The following is a 25,949-nucleotide window of genomic DNA, read 5'->3' on the forward strand; positions in this document are numbered from 1 at the left end:
AGTCCACCTCTTCGTTTGCTTAAAATATATCCATTAGCTTTTCAAGTTCATCCATGGTCAGGTCATCGTCTCCTACATCACTAGGCGTAATTTGCGCTTCATCTTGTGATACACAATGTGAGATAAGCGCCTTCACGTTCTTTTCTAAAAGGTCCTTGAACTGTTCCATCGTCTGCTCTTCAAATTCAAGCTGGTGATAGGACATCGTCATCTGGAACATGCCCTGTTCTACGAAACCAACAATATCTAATGCATGAGGTTTCTCTGATTCTGGACTTAATGATTGACCTGCCTGCCAAGTGGATCGACTTAGTTCACCTCCGCCAATCTGTTCATCAAACTGACCAAGATAGTTAAAGCTGATATCTGGCGTGACATCAAATGCGAGACCGTCCTTCATTTTGTCAGGCGTTAAGTATTTTAAAACGCCATAGCCGATTCCCTTGTTCGGAATGTGTCTGAGCTCTTCTTTCAAAAGCTTGATTTGATACGAAAGATCCTCCGCATGCGACAAATCAAGCAGCACAGGATACATGCTCGTAAACCAGCCGATGGTCCGCGACACATTGACCGCCGGAAGGATGTCTTCCCTTCCATGTCCTTCAAGGTGAATAAAGTGTCTGTCTTCTCCTGTCCACTCTTTCAAGGTCAATCCTAAAGCGGTTAGCAAAATGTCGTTGATTTCCGTGTGGTACGCCTCATGTACTTCTGTCAGTAGGCTGCGTGTTTCTTCCTCAGACAGCGTAAAGCGAATGGTTTTTGTATGCAGCATTCTTTGATCCTCTGTGACATGATCCTTTTGCAGAGGTGCAGTTAAATGCCCAAGTACCTTTTTCCAATAGTCCCTTTCTGCCAGCAGCTCATCTGACACTGCGTATTCCGTCAACTTCTGGGCATATGCTTGGAATGAATGTGTTTTTTCAGGAAGTGTCAGCTCCTCCCCACGCTTCGCCTGCTCATAAAGAGCCATGAAGTCTTCAAGGAAAATACGCCATGACACACCATCAATGACAAGGTGATGTACAACGAGCAATAAGTGATCTCCATGATCCGTACGGAAAATCGCAGGTTTGACTAATGGTCCCTCTGTTAAAGAAATACTCGCCTGCACTTCATTTGCTAGCTTTTCTACCTGCTGGATTTGCTGTGATCGTTCTCCTTGTACTTCTATCACGTCCACCGCTACATCGTTTTCGTCTACTCCACGATGACGCTGGATGATGCGTCCTTCTTCTATCGGATAAACCAATCGCAAAGCATCATGATGGGTCATCATCTGCTCGAGCACTTGCTTGACAAGTGCTTCATCCAAACCATTTGCCGCATGGAGCATAACGGACTGATTCCAATGATGCTGGTTGCTGAAGTTCCGTTCAAAGAACCAGCGCTGTATCGGTGTTAAAATAACCTCTCCTTCGACAGCTGACTGATCGGCTGTGAGAAGGTCCGCTTCTTCGATATATGGGCGAAGCTCCGCAATCGTTGGATATTGGAAAAGCAGTTTCATATCGAGCTTCCAGCCTTCTTGCGTGAGTCTGCTTGCCATTTGGATGCCTTTAATCGAATCTCCGCCAAGGAAGAAGAAATGGTCGTGAATACCAACTTGGCTGACGCCAAGCACATCTTCCCAAATGCCGCAAAGCAGTGCTTCCACTTCATCTCTTGGGGCTTCGTATGCTGTTTGATTCGCTTCCACATCAGGTGCTGGCAGTGCTTTGAGATCCACTTTGCCATTTGCCGTCATCGGCAGTTGGTCTAGCTTGATGATCCATGATGGCACCATATATTCAGGCAAGGTGCGCTTTAAGCTATCTTTCAGCGTATCCGTTTCTTTATCTGTGATGGCGTAAGCGACAAGAGCGTCTTGATCACTTGCGTCTTTGAGCGTTGTCACGACGGCTTCTTTCACTTCATTTAGCGCAAGGAGCTGCGCTTCAATTTCTGATAGCTCAATCCGGAATCCGCGGATGTTCACTTGATGGTCTTTTCTACCGAGGTAGATCAGCTCGCCATCCTCTGTCCATTTCACCAAGTCGCCTGTACGGTACATGCGCTCTCCAGGATAAAACGGATCTGGGACAAATCGTTTGTCCGTTTCCCCTGGGAGATTCCAGTAGCCTCTTGCCAGTCCTTTCCCCGCAATCACGAGCTCACCCGGTACGCCTTGCGGCGAGAGGTCATATAACGAACCCATAATGTAAAAACGAGTATTGGCAATCGCTGTTCCGATAGGAAGCGTGCCTTGATCTGGATCAATGATCCCGCTTGTCGCCACGACCGTATTTTCTGTTGGGCCGTAGTTATTGACGAGTTTGTATGGAACGGGCTTCACCTGTTTCAGCTTGTCCCCGCCTGTCAGTAAGTAACGGAGAGAATGATTGTCCATCGACATAAACTGCTCACATAGCTGTGTTGGCAGGAACGCAATGGTAATGCCTTCGTCATTAAAATACGAATTGAGCTTGATCATATCGAGGCGAATCGCTTCGTCGATGATATGGAGCTCTGCGCCGGCCATCCATGTCGGGAACATCTCCCAAATGGAGGCATCAAAGCCAAAGCCGGCATATTTAGCGGTTCGGTCTTGTTTCGTCACCTGGAAGGCATCATTGTGCCAGTAGGCCAGATTGACAAGAGACTGGTGCTCGACCATGACACCCTTCGGCTGTCCAGTCGTTCCAGATGTGTAAATCATATAAGCGAGATCCGTTGGTTTGATAGGAACCTGAATCTCGTGTGCTTCTCCTTCTACTGCCTCTTCTATGAAGAGGGTATGACCTGTGAATGAAGGTGGTGCAGTGAGCCCTTTCTGAATCAGAAGGACCTTTGCCCTGCCATCTTCAAGCATATAAGCAATGCGCTGCGCTGGATAATCGGCATCAATCGGCACAAATGCCGCACCTGCCTTGAGAACTCCAAGAACAGCGGCTGTCATCTCAAGCGATGGACGCGTGAGAATGCCGATGCGGTCTCCCGGTTTTGTGCCACTGGACATAAGTCTTGCGGCGACTGTATTCGCCCGGTTGTTCAGTTCTTCATACGTCCAGCTTGTGCCGCAGAAAGTTGCAGCTTTTTGATCAGGTACCTCCTGGGACTTCGCCTCAATCAATGCATGAACCGTTTGATCTGTCGGGACATTTAGATAAGGTCCGGACCATTCATCAAGCAGTTTTTGCTGCTGCGCTAGTGATAATAATTGCATCTGATCTAATAATTGATCTGGTGCTGACACCATTTGTTCGATCAAGTAAAGGAAATACTCCTTCCACTTCTCAATCGACGAACGTTCAAAGATAGAAGAATTATAATCAAACACAAGCTCGATTTGATCGTCAGATTCGTTTCCAGTTAAGGTTAAGTCAAATTTCGCTATGTTCTCATTGAACGGCTGGGGAATGATATCAAGTCCATCCATCGACAGGTCACGAATATCTGCATTTTCCATCGAGAACACCACATCAAAGATTGGATGGCGGCTTGTGTCGCGAACCGTTTGCACTTGGTCCACCAATTCTTCAAATGGGTAAAGTTGATGTTCATTTGCCGCTAACACAAGCTCATGAACTGTTGACGCAAATTGAGAAAATGTCTGATGTCCTTCTGGTTTTGTTCTGAGTGCCAGCGTATTCACAAACATGCCGATGACTGATTGAATATCAGGATGGGTTCTGCCCACCACTGGAGAACCGATTATGATGTCTTCTTGTCTCGAAAGCTTGCTTAAAAGCGTACTGTAGCAAGCAAGCAGCACTGTATACGTTGTACCGTTGAGTGATCTAACCAGCTCATCCAATTGCGCTTTAAGCGCACCATCTATAGAGAATTCGACGCGGCCCCCTTCAAACGTCTGAACCTTTGGTCTCGGGAGATCCTCAGGCAGCGCCAAAACAGGCAGTTCTCCTTGTAATTGTTCCAACCAAAACGCCGCTTCAGCCTCTTTTTGTGCAAGAAATTTTTCACTTGTTGACCAAACCGCATAATCCTTATATTGAATAGGCAATTCATCAAGTTCGTCTCCTCGATACAAGATCGATAGCTCATCAATTAAAATACCGACAGACGCACCATCTGAAATGATGTGGTGCATATCAATCAACAGATAATGAACACTCTCCGATTCAGACACAAGCCCCACTCTAAGCAGCGGCGCTTTTTCTATATCAAATGGACGAATAAAATCATTCATTAATTGCTGAATGTCTCGGCCGTTCCCTTCGATGTTTTCAATGTTCACAGAAACATTCGTTTCAATTCGCTGAACAGGTTCACCCTGAACGAAGTCAAAGCTCGTACGGAATGCTTCATGACGATGAACAAGCTGGTCAATGGCTTTTTTAAATCGTTTTTCATCAAATACACCTTCAAGCTTTAAAGCAGCTGGCATATGATAGCTCTGCTCGGCATCTGTCATTTTTTGCAGAACAAACAATCTTTTCTGAGCAGATGTCACAGGATAAAAAGCCGCTTCTTCCGCTTTTTCCACTCGCCTGATTTCAGTTCGATCTGTTTGATCCACCGCAAGGGCAAACGCCTCTAAAGTAGGTGATTCAAATAATGTTTTCAAAGGACATTCCACATGCATCTCTTCATAGAGCCTGTTCAGCATTTTCATGCCGCGCAGTGAATGACCACCGCATTCAAAGAAATGATCATGTCTGCCGATTTTCGGCACCTCAAGAACTTCCTCCCAAATGTGTGCCAATATACGCTCTGTATCTGATTGAGGAGGGACGTATTCATTTGCCGCCTGCTCACTTACATCAGGTACCGGTAATGCCCGTCTGTCTACCTTGCCATTCCCCGTTAGTGGCAGCTCGTCTAATTGCATGAAGAAAGCTGGCATCATATAAACGGGGAGTTCTCGTCCTGCTTGCTCACGTAAATCCGACAGCGGAACAGCACCTTCTGCTGTGAAATATGCACACAATGTATCATTTGATATCGCAATGACAACGGCTTCCTTCACTTGCGGATGCTGCAATATCTGGTGTTCAATTTCGCCAAGCTCGATACGCTGACCTCGGATCTTGACTTGATGATCTATTCGCCCAATGAATTCAATATCTCCATTTGACAGCCATCGTGCGAGATCGCCCGTTTTGTACATGACTTCACCAGATCGGAAAGGATTTTCAACAAACTTTTCGTTCGTTAGTTCTGGCTGGTGATAATACCCCTTGACCAGTCCATCACCTGCAACACAAAGCTCTCCAGCAACTCCCGGCGGCTGCACATGTCCAAACTCATCGACAATATAAACAGCCGTTTGACTCACCGGCTTTCCGATCGGAATCGACAGTGCTTGTTCTTCAATGTGATTCACCGGATAATACGTTGTGAAAATCGTGCTTTCAGAAGGTCCATACATATGAATGAGTTTGTCTTCTCCAACCGTTTCAAGCGCTGCCACAACATGCGGCACAGAAGCACGTTCCCCGCCAAACAGCACTTTTCTGACGTTTTTCAGGCTGCCTTTTTTCATATCAATCAGTAAGTGAAATAGAGCGGTCGTGATCATTAAAATACTGACTTTTTCCTTCTCAATCGCGCCAGAAAGCTCATTCATATTTAAAATGTGATCCTTTGGCAAAACAATGAGTTTCGCTCCGTTCAATAAAGCACCAAACACATCAAACATAAATGCATCAAATACATAGTTTGAAAGGCTCATCACCGTGTCTTCATGATGAATGGTGAGATAATTCGACTGCTTCACTGTTCTCAAAATGTTCCGATGCGTCACCATGTTCCCTTTAGGTTTGCCTGTCGTACCAGATGTGTAGGTCAAATTCGCCAAGTCCAAAGGCGAAACACATACAACTGGATTGCTCTCTGACTGCTGATCAACGGCTTGATCTTCTGTTTCTATGATTTTCCCTTCAAATGCAGTAAGCACAGAACGATGACGCAGCACCTGATGGGTCAGGACAAACTGTGCACCACTATCTGTCAAAAAGTGCTTGATACGTTCATCAGGGAAGTCAGGATCAATTGGCACATAGACACCGCCAGCCTTTAGCACAGCTAAAACCGACAGCACCATCTCATTGGAACGTTCAAAGAATAAAGCCGCTTTCATCCCTTTTTCAAAACCATGTTCGTGTAAATAATGAGCCAGCTGGTTCACTCTGCGATTCAGCTCTTGATAAGAAAGAACCACATCTTTACATTGCAAAGCAGGCTGATGACCATGCTGCTGTACTTGTGATTCAAATTGCGTCACAATGGTTTCTTCCGCAGGATAAGGCGTAGGTAACGGGTTCCACATCTTCAATTGAGCCGCTGCCTCTTGTTCAGACAGTAAGCGGTATGATTGAATCGCTTGCTCCGGCACTTCAACCATCTGCTCCAGAAGATAAACATAATGCTTGAGCATCTGCTCGGCAGTACTTCGTTTAAATAACGCCGTACTGTAATCGAGAACAAAGGAAAGACCATGATTTGACTCCGTCGCTTGAAGTGTGAGATCAAACTTCGCAATATGGAAATTGGTTTCCTCGACTTCGACTTTCATCTCTCCAATATGCTGGGCTGTTGAATGATCTGGCGTTAGAGTAAAGACCGTATCAAATAATGGATGGCGGCTAAAATCCCTTTGCACATTTAGCTTTTCAAGCAGCCGCTCGAATGGATATTGCTGATGCTCAAACGCCCTCATCGTCTTTTCCTTTACTTGCTCAATCAACTGTGTCATTGAAGCGTTCGGATCTACCTCTGAACGTAAAGCAAGTGTTTGGACAAACATGCCGATCATGTCATTCAAATCTGCATGCACCCTGCCTGCTGTTGGCGTCCCCACCACAAACTCCTTTTGACCTGTGTATTTCGCAAGCAATGTATAGTAAGCAGAAAGCAACACGGTATACAGCGTCGTATGATGATTCGCTGCAAGCTCCTGCAAACGGCCTGTTAACGTCTCATCGATGTTTCTGAGAACGCGATCTCCAGCGAAAGACTGGACAGCCGGACGCTGATAATCCGTTAGCAGCTGCAAAGCAGGGATATCTCCTGAAAATTCTTTCAGCCAGAATGCTTCATCTATTTGACCGCCTTGCTCTGCCTGTTGTTCTTGCCAAACAGCATAATCTTGATATTGAAGCTTCAATGGCGCTTTCACTGATCCCTCATAAGCGTTAGACAGCTCACGCAGCATCAAATCAATTGAAAGACCATCTGAAATCAGATGATGCATATCGAAATAGAGAAGATGCTCCTGATCATGTAAAGACTGTAGCCCAACACGCAAAAGCGGAGCCTGCTCAAGATAAAAAGGTCGGACAAATTGACGCATGTTCTCTTCCATCGTGCTGCCTGTCACCTGTTCTATTTGAAATGGAACGGATGAAGCTACCCGCTGACGAGGGACTCCTTTGACTGTATGAAAAGAAGTGCGCAGCATATCATGACGTGCGATCAGTTTTTCAAAAGCTCCCTCCAATTTCTCTCGTTGCAGCGTTCCTCTTAATTTCACAACGGCAGGCATATGATAGGCGATGCTCTGCTCCAACTGAGTCACCATATAAACACGCTGCTGCGCTGGTGACAATGGATAATCGGCGGCATTCGGTGCTTTCGGTATAACCACTTGCGAAGACTTTTCCGCTTGTTCAATATAAACAGCAAGTGCTGCAATTGTTTGCTGTTCAAATAAAACCGATAAAGGGACCTCCACTTGAAAAGCCCGCTGAACGAGTGTAAGAACTTTCATCGCTTTGAGTGAATGTCCGCCTATGTCAAAGAATGAGTCGTACACACCTATGTTCTCTTGATGAAGAACGTCTTCCCACAAACGAACAAGCTTCGTTTCTACATCGTTTCTAGGCGCTACATAAACAGCACTGACAGCCTTGTCTCCTTTTAAAGCAGCAAGCGCACGCCGGTCGACTTTCCCGCTAACTGTCAGTGGAAATGCCTCCAGCTGCTTGAAATAAAGCGGCATCATATAAGCTGGCAGCTGATGTTTGATAGCGGCTTGCAGGGTGTCCACGGAAAGAAATTCTTGTCGTGCTTGATAGTAAGCACTTAAAGCCTTTCCACCGTCCGGTTCATCCACGACAAGCACGACAGCCTGATCGACTCCGTCTACCTGCTCCATGACTGCCTCAATTTCACCTGTTTCGATGCGGTAACCTCTTATTTTTACTTGGTCATCTATTCTTCCAAGGTAATCAATAGTGCCATCTGGAAGCCATCTCACTACATCACCTGTGCGATACATCCGGTCTTCAGGAAAAAATGGATCTGGTCTGAATGCCTTCTCCGTCAATTCAGGCTGATTCACATAGCCCCGTCCCACTCCTATTCCCGCAATGCATAGTTCTCCCACAGCTCCCTGCACCTGTAGTTGTTCATGTTCATTTAAAATATAAATCCGATGATGGCCCAATGGCTTTCCAATTGACACATAGCGCTGTTCTGGTGACTTCTGCAGCTCACTGAGATCTAGACGGTGAACCGTCGCATCCACACACGTTTCTGTCGGACCATACACATTCCACAAGGCAAAATCGGGCTGGCTGACACGGACAGCTTCAATCAGCGCCTGCGCTGCTTTCGCAGGGAGTGCTTCTCCCCCAATCAGCATGTGAGTCAGTGCAAGCCCATCCAAATCCACTGCAAGTAAAAGCTGCACATGTGCTGGCGTTCCATCTGTTGCTTTGATTTGATGTTCTTTGTAATAAGCCGCTAGCTGTACACCGTTTCGTGTCATTTCTCTTGGCACAATATGAAGCGTATGTCCAAATAAAAGAGCAGCAAAGATTTGTTTAACAGATGCATCGAAATGGAATGGTGCAAGAAGCGCCACTTGAAGCTGATTTGCCCCCTCATACAATTCGTGATGCAGGGCATGAACCAAATGATGCAGCTGAAGATGCTCGATCATCACTCCCTTCGGCTTTCCAGTCGTACCCGATGTATAAATGAGATAAGCCAAATCCTGTGATGTCGTCTGATCGATCAGCTCAGGCAGCGGACGATCTTCTAATTCCATATGCTGCTGGACAACCATTTTTTCGGCAATGGATGAATATCGCTGAACAAACGATTCTTCTGTTAAAACGATAGAAGCACCAGAATCTTCTACAATAAATTGAATGCGTTCCTCAGGTAATGCCGGATCGATCGGTACATATGCACCGCCAGCTTTTAATATCCCAAAAATGGCAACCATCGCATCTGCCGTCCGTTCCATTAAAACGGCAACTGGTACATCACGCGAGACACCTTTCATCTGTAAAAACCGTGCCAGTTTGTCCGCTTTTTGATACAGCTCTCCATAAGTGAACGTTCCATTTTCCGCTACCGCAGCTGCTCGTTCTGAATACTTTTTAGCTACCTCATCAAATAAGTGGTGAACTGGTTTCGCTCCTGGTAAATCAAATGCTTCTCCCTTAGATAATTGAAGCAGCTGCTTTTGTTCATCTGCTGGCAGTAAAGAGAGAGCCCCAATCAGCTGATCTGGCTGAGAGACTGCCGCCTCCAGCAAAATCATCAATCGATCAAACAGCTTACTCATATCGTCTTCACTAAATAGATCTGTACGGTAATCCAAATCAATGGTCAATGTATCTGTATCCCAGCGGTCTTTCACATGAATCGATATATCATTCATTCCGCTTCCACTAAAAATCGGCTCCGTAATGAACGAAAGATTCTCTTTTTTCTGCCACTGCATGACCTGATACTCTAAAGAAATATCAAACAGGCGTCCTGTAAATCCATCTCTTTCCCTTAAATCATTCATGAGCACATTGTAAGGATATTTTTGATGACGCAAGATCTTCATCTGATCCGCCATGACTTGCTTCACGAAATCAAGAAACGTGAGGGATCCTTGCACAGATGCGCGCATCGGAATGGTCGACACAAACATCCCAATCATCTTTTTTTCCTTTGCATTTGTCCGATTGCCCATAAAGGTTCCAAGGACCACATCCTCCATGCCGCTAAATCGGTGCAAGTAAATATAGACAGCGGACATAAACATAGAAAGCATACTGACTTTCTCTTTTTCACAAAAAACGCGAAGCTTCTCCTTTAAAGCATCTGGAATATCCCCTGAAAATCTCTCCGCATGTAAACTCATCTCGTAACCTTTATGCGGTGTTAAAGAAGCGAAATCTGGAATATTGGCAAATTGCTCGTTCCAAAAAGCTTGGTCTTTCTGAAAACGTTTAGAAGATTCATACGTTTGCTCACTCATGATGTGATCAACGAAGGAAATGTCTTCAATTGGGGAGATGTCTGTCCCCTGCAGCATGTCATGGTATAGATCAATGATTCGGTTTCCCATCAAGATAATTGAAATACCATCAGCCACAATATGATGTGCTTTACAGAACAGCCAGCACTCTTGATCACTGATTTGAAAGACCGTAAATTCGATTAAGGAACGGTCAATCAGTTCCATCGGCTCACGAATCTCCTCGTTCGCCCACGCCCTGACTTCCTTTTCACTCCATCCTTTCACCAAACGAATCGGCTGTTTTTCATATGGCTTGATATATTGAACGGGCTCCTCCTGCTCATGTTGATACACCAGCCTTAAACGAAGAGAATCAGTTTCACGAATGTACGCTTGAAGCACATCAACGATCAAAGAAGGATTTAGACCTGATACCGATCTTAACTTGGCAAACCCACCCAAATTAGAAATACTTGTGCCTGGATAAAATCTTTCCGTGTAGAATACTCGCTTTTGCGCATGTGTTAAGGGGTAATAAACTGTACTCATTCTTATCCTCCGCTCTTCTATGTTTTCTCCACCAAATGTGATACCCTGCACCCTCTATATCAAAAGAACCAAGTCTATTTCATCAAAATAGACGAATAACAGAAAAGGAGCCCACCCCGAATAAAACGGAGGGACTCCCATTTTGATTCGGTAACCTGCCGACCATAGTAAAAAAGAAACTTTTACCTTAGGACATGGCTTTGCGTCTCTATGTTTCCATAGATTTGCCTTTTTCTTCTTTTCTTTTAGATATTTTCTATTTACGTCCACTTTATATGAAATTATTGTTTTTTTCACCGAAAAATGGGTGTAAAGATTCATGCGTTATGCCGAAGGGATCACATCATAATTTACGATATTTACCGAAAATAACTAATAATAGTTGCGTTCCACCGAAAATAAATGACCAATTACCGCAAAAATTTCATGTTTTTCCTTAAATTTTGCAAATATGACCGAAAATGTAGGAGAGAGGTCTCCTATCACGCCTCGCATTTTCTTAAATCTTAAGAACTATATTCCCTAAAACTTTGAATATTTTTACCATAAAAAACAATACAAAAAGAGCTGTCATTTCAAATGACAGCTCCTTGTTTCTTCATTATATTTACATCACCTTAGACAGACCAATCGTTTTCTCAATAATGAGCAACGCAATGATAGAAATGATAATAAATATGACAGATATCGCATTGACACTCGGATCAAAAGTTTGCTCAATGTAATTAAACGTCCTCACGGGAATCGTAATGGTTTGAGGTGAAGAAACGAACAAACTAATCGAGATTTCACCAAATGATGTCACAGCAGAAAACACTCCACCTGCGATAATGCCCGGCTTGATCAAGGGCAGTGTCACACGAAAGAAAGTACGTATGGGCCCTGCACCAAGATTCATGGAAGCTAGCTCAAGACGCGGATCAAGATTTGAAACACTGACACCCACGGTTCGTACCACATAAGGAAAACCAATGATGACATGCCCAATGACTAATGCCCACAAAGACCCTGTAAAACCCATAGCCGTAAACAAATACAGCATCGCAATCCCTAATACCACCTGAGGAATCATAAGAGGTGACAAAATAAAGGCTTGAACAGCTTCCTTTCCCTTAAAAGAAAGCCTTGCTAAAGCATAAGAAGCCATCGTTCCTAAAAGAACAGTAAGCGGCGTCACAATCAATAACAGAATCACGCTGATACGCAAAGATTCCATCCATTCTGGATTCGACACGACCTCATGAAACCAACGAACGGAAAATGAAGTCGGCGGGAATTCAGGAAAGGCATTCGGGCTAAAAGCAGAAAGAACAATGACAAGAACAGGTACGGTTAAAAAGAGATAAACGAGTGAGCCTGCGGTCCATATCAGAACCGAAAGCAAACGGTCACTTATTGATTTTTTACGCATGCATCCTCGCCTCCCAACGCTTCAATAGATAGCTTAATAGACTGACGACCGCTAGCACACAAATCAATAAAGTAAAAGACATCGCAGCGGCAAGAGGCAAATTATACACCTGCATGACCTGCTGATAAATGGACAGTGGCAAGAGCGGCTGCATCCGTCCGCCGACTAGCAGAGGAGTAATATAACTTCCTGCTGCAAGTGAGAAGACAATAATTGCTCCGGTGATCATGCCTGGAATCGTAAGCGGCAAGGTCACATGAAAAAATGTCCGTATACGCCCAGCACCAAGACTCATAGAAGCCGGTCTTAAGTGACGGTCCATATCAGTTAAGCTCGTTGCAATAGGCAGCACTGCAAAAGGCAGCATCACTTGAACATAAGCAATAATGACCGCATTCATATTCCACAGCATCGATAGCGGTTTCTCAATCAGATGTAAATCGATCAGCATGCCATTGATCAAGCCATTTTGCGAAAGAAGAACGATCCATGCAAATGTCCGAATGACGACACTCGTCAAAAGCGGCGATACAAGTAAGATATAGAAAAAAGCCCGCAATCTTGGATGAGGTGCTTTCACTAGCACATAAGCTGCAGGATATGCCATCAATAAACAAATCACCGTTGTCTGTAAGGCCACCCACACAGTACTTCCAATTGCTTTCACATATGCATCTGTCGTAAATACATGTAAATATTGAGACAAACTATAGGATTGTAACGTATTCATCATCGAATCCACATCACGAAAACTGAGGACAAACATCATCACAAGCGGAGCAAGAAGGAATACAACTAGAAACAAACAAGCTGGCAGCAGCATAAACCAATGAAAGCGCTGATTCTTTTTTTTGATTCGCATCACGCATGCACCTTCGAATCTAAGAAAACAATATCTTCAGGCTGCCAATGAATATGCACAGTTTCTCCAACTCGAGGCAGCTCGGGAAATGCTGCGTCTGATGCATGGACAATGATTTCACCTTGATCAAGCCCAACGACCAAACGTAAAGAGTGCCCAATATAACTGACATCTGCCAACATTCCTGTGACATGATTTGGCTGAACTTCCTCCCCGCCAGAAGATAACTTGATTCTCTCAGGACGCAGCATGAGTAAATGCTTCTCGCTCTTCTCTTTAAATGCGGCAGCTTTTAGCTGAACTTGCTTCCCGTTTGATTGAGTGAAATGTGGAACAGTGTATGTGGAAGTAACTTCATCATACTCCGCTTCAAATAGATTGACCTGTCCGATAAATTCAGCAACAAAACGATTATTTGGCTGACGATATACTTCTAAAGGTGTCCCAATCTGCTGAATTTTCCCCTCACCTAATATCCCAATTCGGTCGGAAAGACTTAAGGCTTCCTCCTGATCATGCGTCACAAGAATAGTCGTAATTCCGACATTCCGTTGAATATTTCGCAGCTCCGTCTGCATATTTTTTCTTAGCTTTGCATCTAGGTTACTGAGTGGTTCATCCAGAAGGAGAACAGCCGGCTGGATAGCAAGTGCCCGTGCAATTGCGACCCGTTGCTGCTGACCACCACTTAATTGGTGCGGCATACGTTTGGCAAATGACTCTAATTGCACAAGAGACAAGCTCTCCATCACCTTTTGCTTGATTTCCGCCTTCTTTTTCTTTTGAACCTTCAACCCATATGCAACATTATCAAATACGGTGAGATGTGGGAAAAGTGCATAACTTTGAAAGACCATCCCCGTTTTCCTTTGATAAGGAGGTAAAGTCGTCACATCCTGATCACCAATATAGACGACTCCTTTTGTCGGTTCTAAAAAGCCGCCAATGATATTGAGTAAAGTTGATTTTCCGCAGCCACTAGGGCCAAGAAGGGAGAAGAACTCTCCCTCTTTTACCGTAAGACTGACATCATCAAGAGCAATTTGTTCGCCGAAATGCTGGCTGATATGTTCTAAATTGATTCCACTCATGCGATCACCTATTTTCCTCCGCCTAATACTTCATTCCATCGATTTGTCCATTGACCGAGCTCTGAAGTCGCTGTTTCGTAATCTACCCAAGTCAGCTTGCTATAATAATTTTCGCCAACTTTCACTTTCCCTTTAATTTTGTCTCCGTATTTCACATCAGAATTCGACATGCCATAGTAAGATTTTTCTGAGAAGGCTTCTTGAGCTTCTTTCCCGCTAAGGTAGTTTAATAGCTTATAAGCCGCTTCCTCATGCTGACTTCCCTTTGTTAACGCCCAGCTCGCAACTGCTGCCACAGCGCCTTCTTTCGGATATGAGAATCCAATATCCATCCCTTCTTCTTCAAGTGCAAATGATCGGCCATCCCAATATGGAACTGCCGTCACGTCACCACGTTCTAACAGCGTTTGAATAGACCCTGGGTTATCAGGAAAAGCAGCTACACGCCCTTTTAATTGTGCGAGGCTTTTAAATGCTTTATCAATATCCTTAGGATTTGATTCTGTCCCTCCTTGAGCATGGACAAGTGCAGAGAAAAATTGCAAGCCCGCTGAATAAGTTGGGGAAGAAATCGCCACTTTCCCTTTCAGCTGATCGCTCCATAAATCTGTCCAGCTGTTTGGCTCCTGTTTGACAAGATCTTTTCTATAAGCAATTCCAAGCTGTCCCATACTAAAGCCTGCTGCATATTGTTTTCCATCAACAGTGAGTTTCTTTTGAACAGAACGATAAAGCTTTTTCACATTTGGTGCTTGATCTTCATCAATAGGCGCAAGAACGTTTGCCGCAATACCTCTTTGAATCGTATCAGGCTGTAAAATAAGCAAATCATACGGTGGATTTTTACCATTAGATGCTTTTAATTTTGTAAACCATTCAGAATCTGCCCCAGAGACCGTTTGTACTTTAATGCCTGTATCCTTTTCAAACTTTTCGAGGATTGGCTTAATATTCTTTTCCCAATCCCCTCCGTAGACACCAACGATCACAGTCTGCTGCTGTTTACTTTGGTCCTGCCCATTTCCACCGCATGCAGACAGCAGTAACATGACGGATAGGATACCTGCAAATATGGCGATTACTCTTCTTTTCATGATTCATTTCCCCCTTTTTGTTGATTCAAGTGATGAAGTGCTTGAATAATATCCATCTTTGTTAACGGTTCCTGTCTATGACCAAAATGAGAATGAACCGCATGTTTATAGTGCGTACGCTCATTTGCTGGGTATGAACGAAGCTGCACAGCAAGCTCACTGCTGGCTTCGTCCGTCCACACTTTCTCATAAGCTGCTCTTTGCTCTCCAAAATCCCAAGCGACAGCATCAGCATCATTCATCTTTTCACGAAGCCTGCTCGTCTGTTCGTCATCAATTTTCCATTCATTATGGTCTCGATAGACTTTGACGCCATATTGCTGCAGTGCTCTTTCTTCACTTAATAGCCCTGCTTCCACTTCATGAAGGACTTTTTCTTTCTTTCTAGCAAATGGATTCCCCCATCCTCCCCCACTTGGTGAAACCAATTGAACAATATCGCCTTTTTCAAGACGCATAACATCAATTTTCGGCTGGTTTTGTGTCTCCCCATTTGGTTTGGTCAATTTCACCTCACCAATTGCTCCTGCTCGGCCACCCATTAACCCCCAAGGTTGAAACTTCATTCGTTCCATTCCTCGTGCCGTCACCATCGATTCTGGCTTGATCATTTCAAATTCTAAACCAATCGCATGTCCCCCTCTATGTTCCCCTGCTCCACCTGTGTTCGGCAACAGTTCATATCGGTGTACATGAATATCAATATGCTGTTCCAAGCTCTCGATAGGTGTATTTTTTAAAAATCCTGACGAATGATCAATTCCATCGACTCCATCAGTCCCTTTTTGAGCACCGCCGCCTCCGCCTAACGGTTCAACCACAGACATTTTTCTGCCTCCTGTTTGATCATCAGGAACAGAGAGAACGACGATAGCGGATTGACCTGCACCTGCCGCTGGCACTGCTTCAGGCAACAGCTTACCAATAGCACCTAGCACGACATTATACAGTCTCATTGTAATGGAATGCCGAATACCGACAGAAGCCGGATATTCTGGATGGACAAGCGTTCCTTTAGGTGAAATCACGTCTATCGGATACGTAATCCCACCATTAATCGGAATAAAAGGATCTTTACTAATGATGTAATTAATCAATCCTTGATATAAGAAGGAGTGCTTTTGACCATTGGTGACAAGATTAAAAGCTGTCTTAACTTGCGGATCACACTCAGAGAAGTCCAGTGTCAGCTGTTTCCCTTTGACCGTCAGCTTGATCTTTAATCGGATCGGCACGTCCGAAATCATATCATCATCCAAGTAATCAGCGAATTCACTCGTTCCATCAGGGATGGCTTCAATTACTTTTCCGGCGCGATCCTCTGCTTGCTTCAGCAGATCAATCATTCCTTGCTTCACTTCGTTTTTTCCAAATTTCTCGATCATTTCTTTTAGTCTGATTTCTGCTGTATTAACAGCGGCAATCATCGCATTAATATCGCCATCATTTAAATGACTCGCCCGGCTATTAGCTCTTAAAAAGGTACGAACAACCTGATTCTCTTTTCCACCTTCATAGATTTTCACTGGCGGAATTCTTAATCCTTCTTGATGAACATCCGTGGCAGTTGGAGAAATGCTTGAAGGGACAAGACCTCCCACATCACTTACATGAACAAAAGACCAGGCATAGCTGACAATTTCATCTTCTATAAAAATGGGTTTGATGATATGGACATCTGGCAAATGAGTCGCTAAACCGTCTGTCGTATAAGGATCATTTGTGATGATAATGTCACCCGGCTGCATCGGTCCGCTTTCTTCAATCGCTTTTCTGAGACTCAGCCCTAAAAAGATCGTGACACCGACTGTTTTTGGGTAAACAAAGAAATCTCCAGAAGGCGTGGCTAATGCTGTGGCAAAATCCGCCGATTCTTTTACGAATGTTGTAAAGGATGTCCGCTCAATGACATGTCCCATGCCTGATGCAATCGCATTAAAATAACTCCTCATCATCTCAAGCTTTGCTGGATCAGTTCCCATGTAAAGCCGCCTCCCTTGAAATCACCAAGTTTCCTGAATGGTCTATGCTGCCTGCCCAGTTTGGCAGAATCAATGTTGTCGTATCATCTTGCTCAATGATGGCAGGTCCATTCACAACAGCACCTAATGACAAAGTACTCCGATTGTAAACAGATGCTTCGTACTCTTTTTCTTCTATAAAGATTCGTCTGTATGATTGTGGTATTAAAGGCTGTCCGCTGCTTTCATCAACAGAAGAGAAAGGCAGTGGAGGCGTTTCACCTATAACCCGAACTCGCAAATGAGTAAATTCAATGTTCGCCTGATCATCTCTATGGCCATATTGACGCTCATGCAGGCTGTGGAAAGCTTCAATCAGATGATAGACGTCTTGTTCCTGCTTTAGCCAATCCACCGATAATGGCAATTCAATCTCAAATGCCTGTCCTTGATAGCGGGCATCTGCTAATAACAAAATGGACGTTTGTTTGATATGTTGAATGTTTTGCTGGCTGAACCAATCCGTTGCTTTGCGAGAAAGCATTTCATAATCTTGTTTTAATTCGTCCATCGTATAGTCTTGTAAGCATATTTTCTTAGACAACACAGCATCATGGATAAAATCGGCTGTAAGTGCACCTAGCGCACATAATGTCCCTGGACTTGGAGGGACGACCACATTTTTCGCATGAATTTCTCTCGCAAGGAAATTCGCGACAACAGGCCCTGCCCCGCCAAATGCTAGCAAACTAAAATCTCTAGGATCAAACCCTTGCTGCTCCATGACATTGCTTAGTTCTGTGTACATATTGGCAACAGCCACTTGAATCAACTGGTCAGCCGCCTGTTCGACCGTTTTATGAAGCTGATCAGCAATTGGCTGAAAGGCTATTTCCGCTGCAGACCGCTGCAATTGTAAATGTCCTCCGGCAAACCGTTCTTGATTGAGGTAACCGCATATGAGAAATGCATCGGTTAAAGCAGCTTTTTTTCCCTTTCCATACGAAGCAGGCCCAGGCTGCGAGCCAACTGATTCCGGTCCTGCTTTAAGAAGCCCGCCTTGATCAAGCCATGCAACAGAACCTCCGCCAGCCCCTATCGAATACATTGCAACAGATGGAAGAATGATCGGAAATCCTGAAAGCTGATTCGACTGAGCCATTGTAGGCTGCCCATTTTGAATGATCGAGATATCTGCACTTGTGCCACCAACATCAAACGTAATTAAATTGGGTTCATTTGCAGATGTTGCAATTCTTGCCGCACCAATTACTCCAGCTGCCGGGCCAGAAAAAAGTGTTTTAACGGGTGAAGTGGCTGCGCTTTCTGCATCCATTAAACCACCATTTGATTGGGTAATGTATGGAGAAATTGGTACACCTTCTTCTTTCAAGCGGTTTTTCAACGTTTGTAAATATTGTTTCACCTTTGGTTGAATGTACAAATTGACAACAGACATCACTGTCCGCTCATATTCTCTCATTTGTGGCCATAATTCTGATGATGTCAGGACTTCTAACTGTGGGTAATGATGATGAATATAGGCTTTTGCCTGTAATTCATGAACTGGATTTTGATAGCTATGTAAAAAAGAAATGACAATGCCTGCTAGTTTTTTAGAGATGACCTGCTGGACAGCATCATCTAGTTGCTGCAGTTGGAGAGGTTTTTTGATCGAACCATCGTGTATGAGCCTTTCAGAGATTGGATATACATGTTTTCGTGGTATCAATGGTTCTGGCAATTGAGAATTGAAGTCATAAGGAATGGGTAGACGTAAACGCTGTAATGACAAAATGTCTTGAAAACCTTCCGTTACAAAAAGGGCTAAATCTGCTCCCTTTCTCTGCAATAATGTATTAAGACCGATTGTCATGCCGTGTACGAGATATTGGATTTTGGATAAATCGACACCTCTTTCTTTTAGAAGTTTTAGCCCATTGATAATTCCTTGAGCTGGGTCATCTGTCACTGTAGGTGTCTTGAGTTCAGTCAGCTCCCCTGTTGCTTCATTCATCAGCGATAAATCAGTAAATGTTCCACCTATGTCTATTCCGAGCCGATAAGAGACATCCGCCATTTGTACTTCCCTCCTGTCATGTAAATGGAATCATATTTTGATAAATTACGACATTTTTTGATATTTGACTCCATATTATTAAAGCATATCGGTCTAGTCAATTTTATTTTTTTGAAATTTCTGTGTGTTAAAATCTTGAAATTAGCCTAAAAACCTGTGATAAAGCCATTTTACATAAGCAGAATTGTAATATGAGCAGCAAAATTAAAATTTTTGTGATTTTTGTTCAAATAGGAAAAGAGCATAAACAGGTAAAAAACGTTTTTCGAACTTTAAAAGACGTTTTTTCAAAACGAGGAGAAATTGGTAAGTAATTCTGCTATACTTCTGTTTACAAAATACGCTAAAGAGAAAGAGAGCTAGCATCTATGAAACTTCTTAAAACCATTCTCTTGCTTTTATTGATTGTCATTGGTATAGCGACAGGCTATGTCCAACTAGGGCAACATAAACAAGAGACGACAAACTCTTCTTATGACAAAACCATTCACTTTCCATCAGATCGTTATCCAGAAACTGCGAAGCACATAGAAGAAGCTATTGACGAAGGTCATTCTTCCATTTGCACCATTGATCGAAAAAATAGTGATGAGCAAAGAGACAAATCACTTCATGGCATTCCAACAAAGCGTGGTTATGATCGTGATGAATGGCCAATGGCGATGTGTAAAGAAGGTGGAGCAGGGGCTTCTGTCAAATATGTACGTCCTTCGGATAATAGGGGTGCAGGCTCTTGGGTAAGTCATCAATTATCAGATGATCCTGATGGCACAAGAATCCAATTTATTATCGAGTAGCACGATCTTTCCTTTTTTCATAACAAAAATTTCTGTGTAAGTGCATTCACGTATATCAAACATTTTTTTCATGCCGATAATCTTTAAGGAGGGATACCCTACCTTATACCTAAAGGAGTAAAAAGCATGAAGAAAAAAGGAAAACTGAGGCTTGGCGCCAAAATAATGCTGATCTTTTTAAGTGTCCTCATCGTATTTTCAGCAGTGGTTGGTTATGTAGTGAACCGCGAAATGACAGAGAACATTAAGCAAATGGCCACCGAAAAAGCAAAAGGCGATCTAAAGCTAGGATACGCTTACCTAACTGAAAAGGTTGCTGGCTCGTGGCAGATAAAAGATGGCAAGCTTTACAAAGGAAATACTCAAATCAATAACCATGACACATTGGTTGATCAATTAGCCGAATATACTGGTGATACAATCACGATCTTCCAAGGAAATACCCGCGTTGCCACAAATGTCATGTTAAACGGGAAACGAGCTGTAGGAACCGAAGTCTCACCTGAAGTAAAGACCGCTGTTTTGGATAAAGGCGAAAATTATTACGGAACAGCCAATGTTGCGGGTAAAGACTACCAAACGGCTTATATGCCCATCAAAAATGATACAGGGGAAACGATTGGTATTTTCTATACCGGTGCAAATCAAAGCATGATTTCACAAATGCTTCAGTCTTTCTTTATTCAATTTGTCACGGTTTTACTGTTAAGTTTAATTGTTTCTGTTATCATTATTTCTATTTTCACAAAGCGGATTCAGACACGTCTCAAACATATGGCATCTGCTATTAAGAGTGCAGGCGAAGGAAATTTAACCATCAACGTGACAGATCACACAGGCGATGAACTTTCTGAGCTGGCAGGTCACTTTAATAAGATGCGTGAGAAATTAAATCAAACCATTTTAAATGTGATCAAAACATCTGAATTAGTAGCCACCTCTTCTGAGGAGCTGTCAGCTAGCGCAGAAGAAACGAGTGCAGCATCAGAAAAAATTACCCATACCATTCAAGAAGTCGCTCAATCGTCTGAACAGCAATCGTCCCAAATGACAGCTAGTGAGCACACGATGAGACAAGTATCTAACGAGCTGGTAAACATCACTGAAAATGCGGGACAAATGGCAACAAGAAGCCAGTCCGCACAAGAAATGGCCCAAAAAGGTGTACAAAATATCGGTGAAGTCAATTCACAAATGACATCTATTGCAAAATCAATTGAAGAGAACGGCACAGCAATTCAAGCGCTAGAAACACGTTCAGCCGAGATTGATCAAATTTCCAAAGTGATTACAGATATCGCTAACCAAACAAATCTACTTGCTCTTAATGCGGCCATTGAGGCAGCACGCGCAGGTGAACATGGAAAAGGTTTTGCCGTTGTGGCAGACGAAGTGAGGAAGCTCGCAGAAGAATCGCAAACATCATCCAACATGATTTCACATCTCATTTCCGAAATACAAAAAGAGATGAATCATTCGACGAGTGCCATTAAACGAGTACGAGAGGAAGCGGCTCAAGGGGCTGTTCTTATTTCTCATACAGAGGATTCATTTATTGACATTCAGCAGTCAATGAAGGAAATGGCAGAAGGCATTAAACATTTATCAGATGCATCCCAAAAAATCGCAGCTTATACAAATGATGCGAAGCAAACCTTTGCCTCTATCACAGAAGGCGTTAAACTGACGAGTGAACATTCACAACAAGTAGCAGGTTTAACAGAAGAACAATTTGCAGCAATGGAAGAAGTAACAGCTTCATCAGAGGCTCTTGCCCATTTAGCAGGAGACCTAAAAGAAATGGTTTCGCAATTTCACATCTAGATCCCTCAAACAGTAGCGCAAGACGGCGACAATCGTCTTGCTGCCTAACATTCTCTTCAATAATCTTACTTTCAAACATTCACTTTTCAACATGATCGCCAGCTGGACAAATCTTATGAATAAAGGAGTTATCTATATGAATGATTTAAATCAAACGTATCCCCTATCTATCTCCTATCACCAAATCACCGTATACACTGGAAGCACGACGCCACCTGTGATTGATTGGACAGATGACGATATTCTTCAAGGATTCGCAACTGGGGATCGAGGTATTTCTTTTGAAGGCATCAATAACGGAAAAGCTTCTATTATCGTGACATTAAACAGCCATGAGCCTCCATCATCCGTTGATAGAGTCATCACAGTGCCATTTACTCATTCAAGTGATCATGTTTATCTGACAAGCGTCATGGCACAGGTACTGTCTTTCTCCATTCCAAAAGGAGACTATCAGCTCACCTGCTATATATCTGAGCACCCTGATCAAGATCTCTATTATTTTGATTTTCAGACTGCTTAGATCACGCCTGGTCGTACTGTTCAAGCCATTTTTCCGCAAAATCGACCGATTCTCTCATCGGCAATAAATACGAATTGGCTAGCCCGATTTGACTGTGGTTATAACTACATCCTGATTGTAAGAAATCACGACCAATCTGTTCAAATAGTTCTTCTCTTGTGATGATATCTTGATACTCTTTCCACACCCTCCAACCATTCTCTAAAATGGGGGCCCCTCGTGTCATGAGGTCTTGCTGTGAGATTCGATATTCAGCTAAGTGAAAAGCTGTCACACTCTCGAATGACGTGCCAATTAGCAGCACTTTTGCATCAAGATCGTACATACGTCCAAGAGGTGAATTTTCTCCTAAACCATAAGGAAGCGCATGGTGTTTCAACACTTCATCTTTCCTTTTCCCCCAGGCGGTGAATGAGAAATGAGGATGATTGCTTCTTTCTACGCCTGGGTATTTCCAAAAGGTCTCCGCTACCTTTCCCATTGCTGTTGGAGCTGTGTAAGCCGGATCAAATGCAGGCATCGTGTCTTTGATCGGTTTCCACCAAGAATAAGGAACAGGCGGATTGATCCAATCAGCAGGATCCGACAGCTCTAATGTTTGTGCCGGCATAATCAGTGTTCCTTCATCTGTTAAAATATCCATCATAGCTTGTATAACGGCTATAGCTCCTCCATTCACCCAGCCAATAGATGACAAGGATGAGTGGACACATAAGATCATGCCCTTCCTTACACCAAGTTGAACCAAATCCGCTTTGATTCTTTCCTTTGTGATGGGTTCAGCCTGATGTTCAATTAATCTTTTCATCGGTTATTTCCTCCTGCGTCTCATCTATTCTTGATGAGTGAGACGTTTCACAGCGATAGACAATTTATAATTTGCATGCTTTGTTAGCTCCGTTAAAAATTGATCAAGCTCATCATGACTGGAGAAATGTCCTTCAGCCATATAACAGCCCTCTCCACTTATTTTAAACAGGTTTTTGATTTCTTCCTTTTGATGGAGAAACGATAAAAGCGGTTCATGATCATGACTTCGGGTAAAGAGCTGTAAAAATGTTTGGATGTTCTGCTGTGTCCGCCAGTTAATTGAAATGGTATAGGCTTCAATAACCCCCTCTTCTTCAAGCTTTAAAACTCTATTTTTAGCAGCTTGACCAGTTAAATGGACTTTTTCACCAAGTGCTTTCATCGTCAATCGGCTATTCTTTGAGAGTTCTTTTAATATATCCATATCTGTTTTGTCTAGCATTGGCTCACCTCTTTCAAAAATCAAGTCGTTCCGCTGAAAGACTTTCATGATCCTCTGTCACATGAAGCTCTTTTAATATACTGTAAACTTAATGAGAAAAAAAGGAGGCCTTCTAATGAAAATAACACTCATTCGTAATGCTACTTTATACCTTCAATATGGTCCGTCAACATTTTTAATCGATCCCTTTTTAGCAGTAAAAGGAACCTATCCACCGTTCCCACATACTGCCAATCAACATGTAAACAATCCAATTGTGGATCTGCCTGCAAACATTGATTTGGACAAGATATTACAGCCGGATGCTGTCCTGCTCACTCATTTACATGTAGATCACTTTGACGACGAGGCAAAAAAGAGGTTAGCGCAAACTTTGCCGATCTATACTCAATCAGAGAAAGATCGCACGATAGTGAAAGAAGCTGGATTTCAGCATGTTACATGCATTGAAGATGAAATGGATGTTTGCGGTGTTCATATGAAACGAACTGGCGGGCAGCACGGGACAGGAGAAACCGCTAAACGGATGGGACAAGTGAGCGGTTTTGTTTTCTCTCATCCTGATGAGCCTACTCTTTATATTGCAGGAGATACCATTTGGTGTGATGAGCCGAAAGAGGTTGTGAATACATGCCAGCCAGATATTATTGTGGTCAATAGTGGGGCTGCCCAATTTTTAGAGGGAGACCCTATTACGATGACAAAAGAAGAGATTGTAGACATTCACCATACTCAACCACAAGCTCAAATCATCGCCTGTCACCTTGAAGCCGTGAATCATTGTTTATTAACAAGAGCCGCATTAACATCTTACATTCAAGAGAAACATGCAGATCAGGCCATTTTTGTCCCTCAAGATGGTGAGACGCTGACCTTTTAACACATAAACAATAAAAACCGGCCCCTTGCTGCCGGTTTTCTTAAACTTATGGTCGATGGTGCTGTGGTTTTTTTAGTAATGGAACAAACCCGTTATTTTTTAAGTGATTGTAATGTTCATCCATTCGTTTTGTGATGTGCGTGCCTTGTTCCTTCGTTAACACACCATACTGAACGTATTTTTCGATCACTTCTTTTCGTTTAGACAAAATTTGCTGTTCAAGTACTTCAATTTGTTTTTGTTGCTCTGTCGTTAATTTTACTTGATGCGTGACGGGGCGCTTTTCCATTTGGGGTGTTTCTCCATGAGCCGTATTCACCTGAAAACCAAATAATAGCACCATCGTTAGTAAGATCAAACCACTTGTTTTTTTCATCTCTGTCGTTCCCTCCTTTATTCGATTTTAATTTGCACACTCTTTCCTTTTTTATACATTATTCACAGCATCAAATTGCACATAATATTCTTACTTTTTCGCTTTTCATCTGAAAACGTTGTCCTAACTGAAAAAGCGTGCTATGTTTTGTTTTGTATAAAAAATAGAGGAGGATTCTTAAATGAGTCGTTTTTATCATAGAAAACCTATATGGGTGCTGCTTGTTGTGTCTGCTCTCATGCTTGTCATGTCTGCTTGCAATCAATCAGGCTCATCTCAGTCTGGAGAATCAAAGTGGGATCAGATTCAAAAGAAAGGGAAAATCGTGGTCGCTACTTCAGGCACCTTGTATCCTACGTCTTACCATGATACATCGAACGGCAAGGATCAATTGACTGGCTATGAAGTGGAAGTCGTCAAAGAAGCATTTAAGCGCCTTGACGTAAAAGTAGAATTTAAAGAAATGGGTTATGACGGTATGCTCAGTGCCATTAATTCAGGTCAGGTGGATGCCGCTGCAAACGATATCGACATCACAGATGACAGGAAAGATAAGTTCGCCTTTTCAACACCTTATAAATACTCCTATGGAACCGCTATCGTTAGAAAAGATGATCTGTCAGGTATTAAAACGCTAAAGGATTTAAAAGGAAAGAAAGCAGCAGGTGCTGCAACGACCATTTATATGGATGTTGCCCGTAAGTATGGTGCAAAAGAAGTCATTTATGATAATGCCACAAACGAGCAATATTTAAAGGATGTCGCAAACGGCCGTACAGATGTCATTTTAAATGACTATTACTTACAAACACTGGCGCTTGCTGCATTCCCTAAGCTAAATATTACGATCCATCCAGACTTAAAATACATGCCGAATGAACAAGGGTTTGTGATGAAAAAAGACAATACAGAGCTTCAAAAAGAATTAAATCGTGTATTAAAAGAGATGAAAAAAGATGGAACCATGAAAAAGATTTCAGAGAAATTCTTTAATCATGCTGACGTCTCAAAGAAAATTGATGTTGATGTCGAAGATGTCGACATTTCTAAATAAGGAGCTGCA

Annotated in this window: 15 protein-coding genes and 1 riboswitch; of the genes, 5 read left to right on the top strand and 10 right to left on the bottom strand. The window is 43.0% G+C overall.

Features of this window, described 5'->3' with window-relative positions; genetic code table 11:
- Positions 1-19: 19 nt before the first annotated feature.
- The 7 genes from MHH23_RS19430 to MHH23_RS19460 all read right to left on the bottom strand — a co-directional run bounded on the left by MHH23_RS19430 (position 20) and on the right by MHH23_RS19460 (position 19,234).
- A complete protein-coding gene (locus tag MHH23_RS19430) occupies positions 20-10,735 on the bottom strand; it encodes a non-ribosomal peptide synthetase (protein WP_340960098.1) in 10,716 nt (3,571 codons plus the stop codon).
- Between the two features lie 146 nt (positions 10,736-10,881).
- Positions 10,882-10,974, bottom strand: a riboswitch (cyclic di-GMP riboswitch).
- Between the two features lie 368 nt (positions 10,975-11,342).
- Positions 11,343-12,146, bottom strand: coding sequence for an ABC transporter permease (locus tag MHH23_RS19435; RefSeq protein ID WP_008347828.1), 804 nt, complete (start codon positions 12,144-12,146; stop codon positions 11,343-11,345).
- Entirely contained in the window at positions 12,139-13,008 is an 870-nt protein-coding gene (locus tag MHH23_RS19440; protein WP_008347830.1) for an ABC transporter permease, read from the bottom strand. Before MHH23_RS19440 ends, MHH23_RS19435 begins: the two co-directional genes overlap by 8 nt.
- A complete protein-coding gene (locus tag MHH23_RS19445) occupies positions 13,008-14,099 on the bottom strand; it encodes an ABC transporter ATP-binding protein (RefSeq protein ID WP_041091065.1) in 1,092 nt (363 codons plus the stop codon). The genes MHH23_RS19440 and MHH23_RS19445 overlap by 1 nt, the downstream gene beginning before the upstream one ends.
- 8 nt (positions 14,100-14,107) lie before the next feature.
- The gene (locus tag MHH23_RS19450; protein ID WP_242731530.1) at positions 14,108-15,193 is read right to left on the bottom strand and encodes an ABC transporter substrate-binding protein; all 1,086 of its coding nucleotides are present in this window, start codon (positions 15,191-15,193) and stop codon (positions 14,108-14,110) included.
- Entirely contained in the window at positions 15,190-17,175 is a 1,986-nt protein-coding gene (locus tag MHH23_RS19455; protein ID WP_144668204.1) for a hydantoinase B/oxoprolinase family protein, read from the bottom strand. The genes MHH23_RS19450 and MHH23_RS19455 overlap by 4 nt, the downstream gene beginning before the upstream one ends.
- Positions 17,165-19,234 carry a hydantoinase/oxoprolinase family protein gene (locus tag MHH23_RS19460; RefSeq protein WP_160758265.1) on the bottom strand — a complete coding sequence of 690 codons (2,070 nt, stop codon included), beginning with the start codon at positions 19,232-19,234 and terminating at the stop codon, positions 17,165-17,167. The genes MHH23_RS19455 and MHH23_RS19460 overlap by 11 nt, the downstream gene beginning before the upstream one ends.
- Positions 19,235-19,602: 368 nt before the next feature.
- Here MHH23_RS19460 and MHH23_RS19465 point away from each other — a divergent pair, with 368 nt between their 5' ends.
- The 3 genes from MHH23_RS19465 to comJ all read left to right on the top strand — a co-directional run bounded on the left by MHH23_RS19465 (position 19,603) and on the right by comJ (position 22,378).
- Positions 19,603-20,031, top strand: coding sequence for a NucA/NucB deoxyribonuclease domain-containing protein (locus MHH23_RS19465; protein WP_007498233.1), 429 nt, complete (start codon positions 19,603-19,605; stop codon positions 20,029-20,031).
- 126 nt (positions 20,032-20,157) lie between these two features.
- Positions 20,158-21,855 carry a methyl-accepting chemotaxis protein gene (locus MHH23_RS19470; RefSeq protein WP_340960099.1) on the top strand — a complete coding sequence of 566 codons (1,698 nt, stop codon included), beginning with the start codon at positions 20,158-20,160 and terminating at the stop codon, positions 21,853-21,855.
- A 136-nt stretch (positions 21,856-21,991) separates the two neighbouring features.
- The gene (gene comJ / locus MHH23_RS19475; protein WP_039166300.1) at positions 21,992-22,378 is read left to right on the top strand and encodes a competence protein ComJ; all 387 of its coding nucleotides are present in this window, start codon (positions 21,992-21,994) and stop codon (positions 22,376-22,378) included.
- 1 nt (position 22,379) lies between these two features.
- Here comJ and MHH23_RS19480 read toward each other — a convergent pair whose 3' ends face one another.
- Positions 22,380-23,186, bottom strand: coding sequence for an aminoglycoside N(3)-acetyltransferase (locus MHH23_RS19480; protein ID WP_024718957.1), 807 nt, complete (start codon positions 23,184-23,186; stop codon positions 22,380-22,382).
- 24 nt (positions 23,187-23,210) lie between these two features.
- A complete protein-coding gene (locus MHH23_RS19485; RefSeq protein WP_024718958.1) occupies positions 23,211-23,630 on the bottom strand; it encodes an Lrp/AsnC family transcriptional regulator in 420 nt (139 codons plus the stop codon).
- 115 nt (positions 23,631-23,745) lie between these two features.
- Between MHH23_RS19485 and MHH23_RS19490 the strand changes: the two genes are divergently transcribed.
- A complete protein-coding gene (locus MHH23_RS19490; RefSeq protein WP_340960100.1) occupies positions 23,746-24,510 on the top strand; it encodes an MBL fold metallo-hydrolase in 765 nt (254 codons plus the stop codon).
- Between the two features lie 46 nt (positions 24,511-24,556).
- On the opposite strand, the gene MHH23_RS19495 is transcribed toward MHH23_RS19490, so the two are convergent.
- Positions 24,557-24,886, bottom strand: coding sequence for a YckD family protein (locus MHH23_RS19495; RefSeq protein ID WP_024718960.1), 330 nt, complete (start codon positions 24,884-24,886; stop codon positions 24,557-24,559).
- A gap of 238 nt (positions 24,887-25,124) precedes the next feature.
- Here MHH23_RS19495 and MHH23_RS19500 point away from each other — a divergent pair, with 238 nt between their 5' ends.
- The gene (locus tag MHH23_RS19500) at positions 25,125-25,940 is read left to right on the top strand and encodes a transporter substrate-binding domain-containing protein (protein WP_370529221.1); all 816 of its coding nucleotides are present in this window, start codon (positions 25,125-25,127) and stop codon (positions 25,938-25,940) included.
- Positions 25,941-25,949: the final 9 nt, after the last annotated feature.

Origin of the sequence: Bacillus sp. FSL K6-3458 (assembly GCF_038005045.1) — a bacterium.
Taxonomy (GTDB): domain Bacteria; phylum Bacillota; class Bacilli; order Bacillales; family Bacillaceae; genus Bacillus; species Bacillus altitudinis.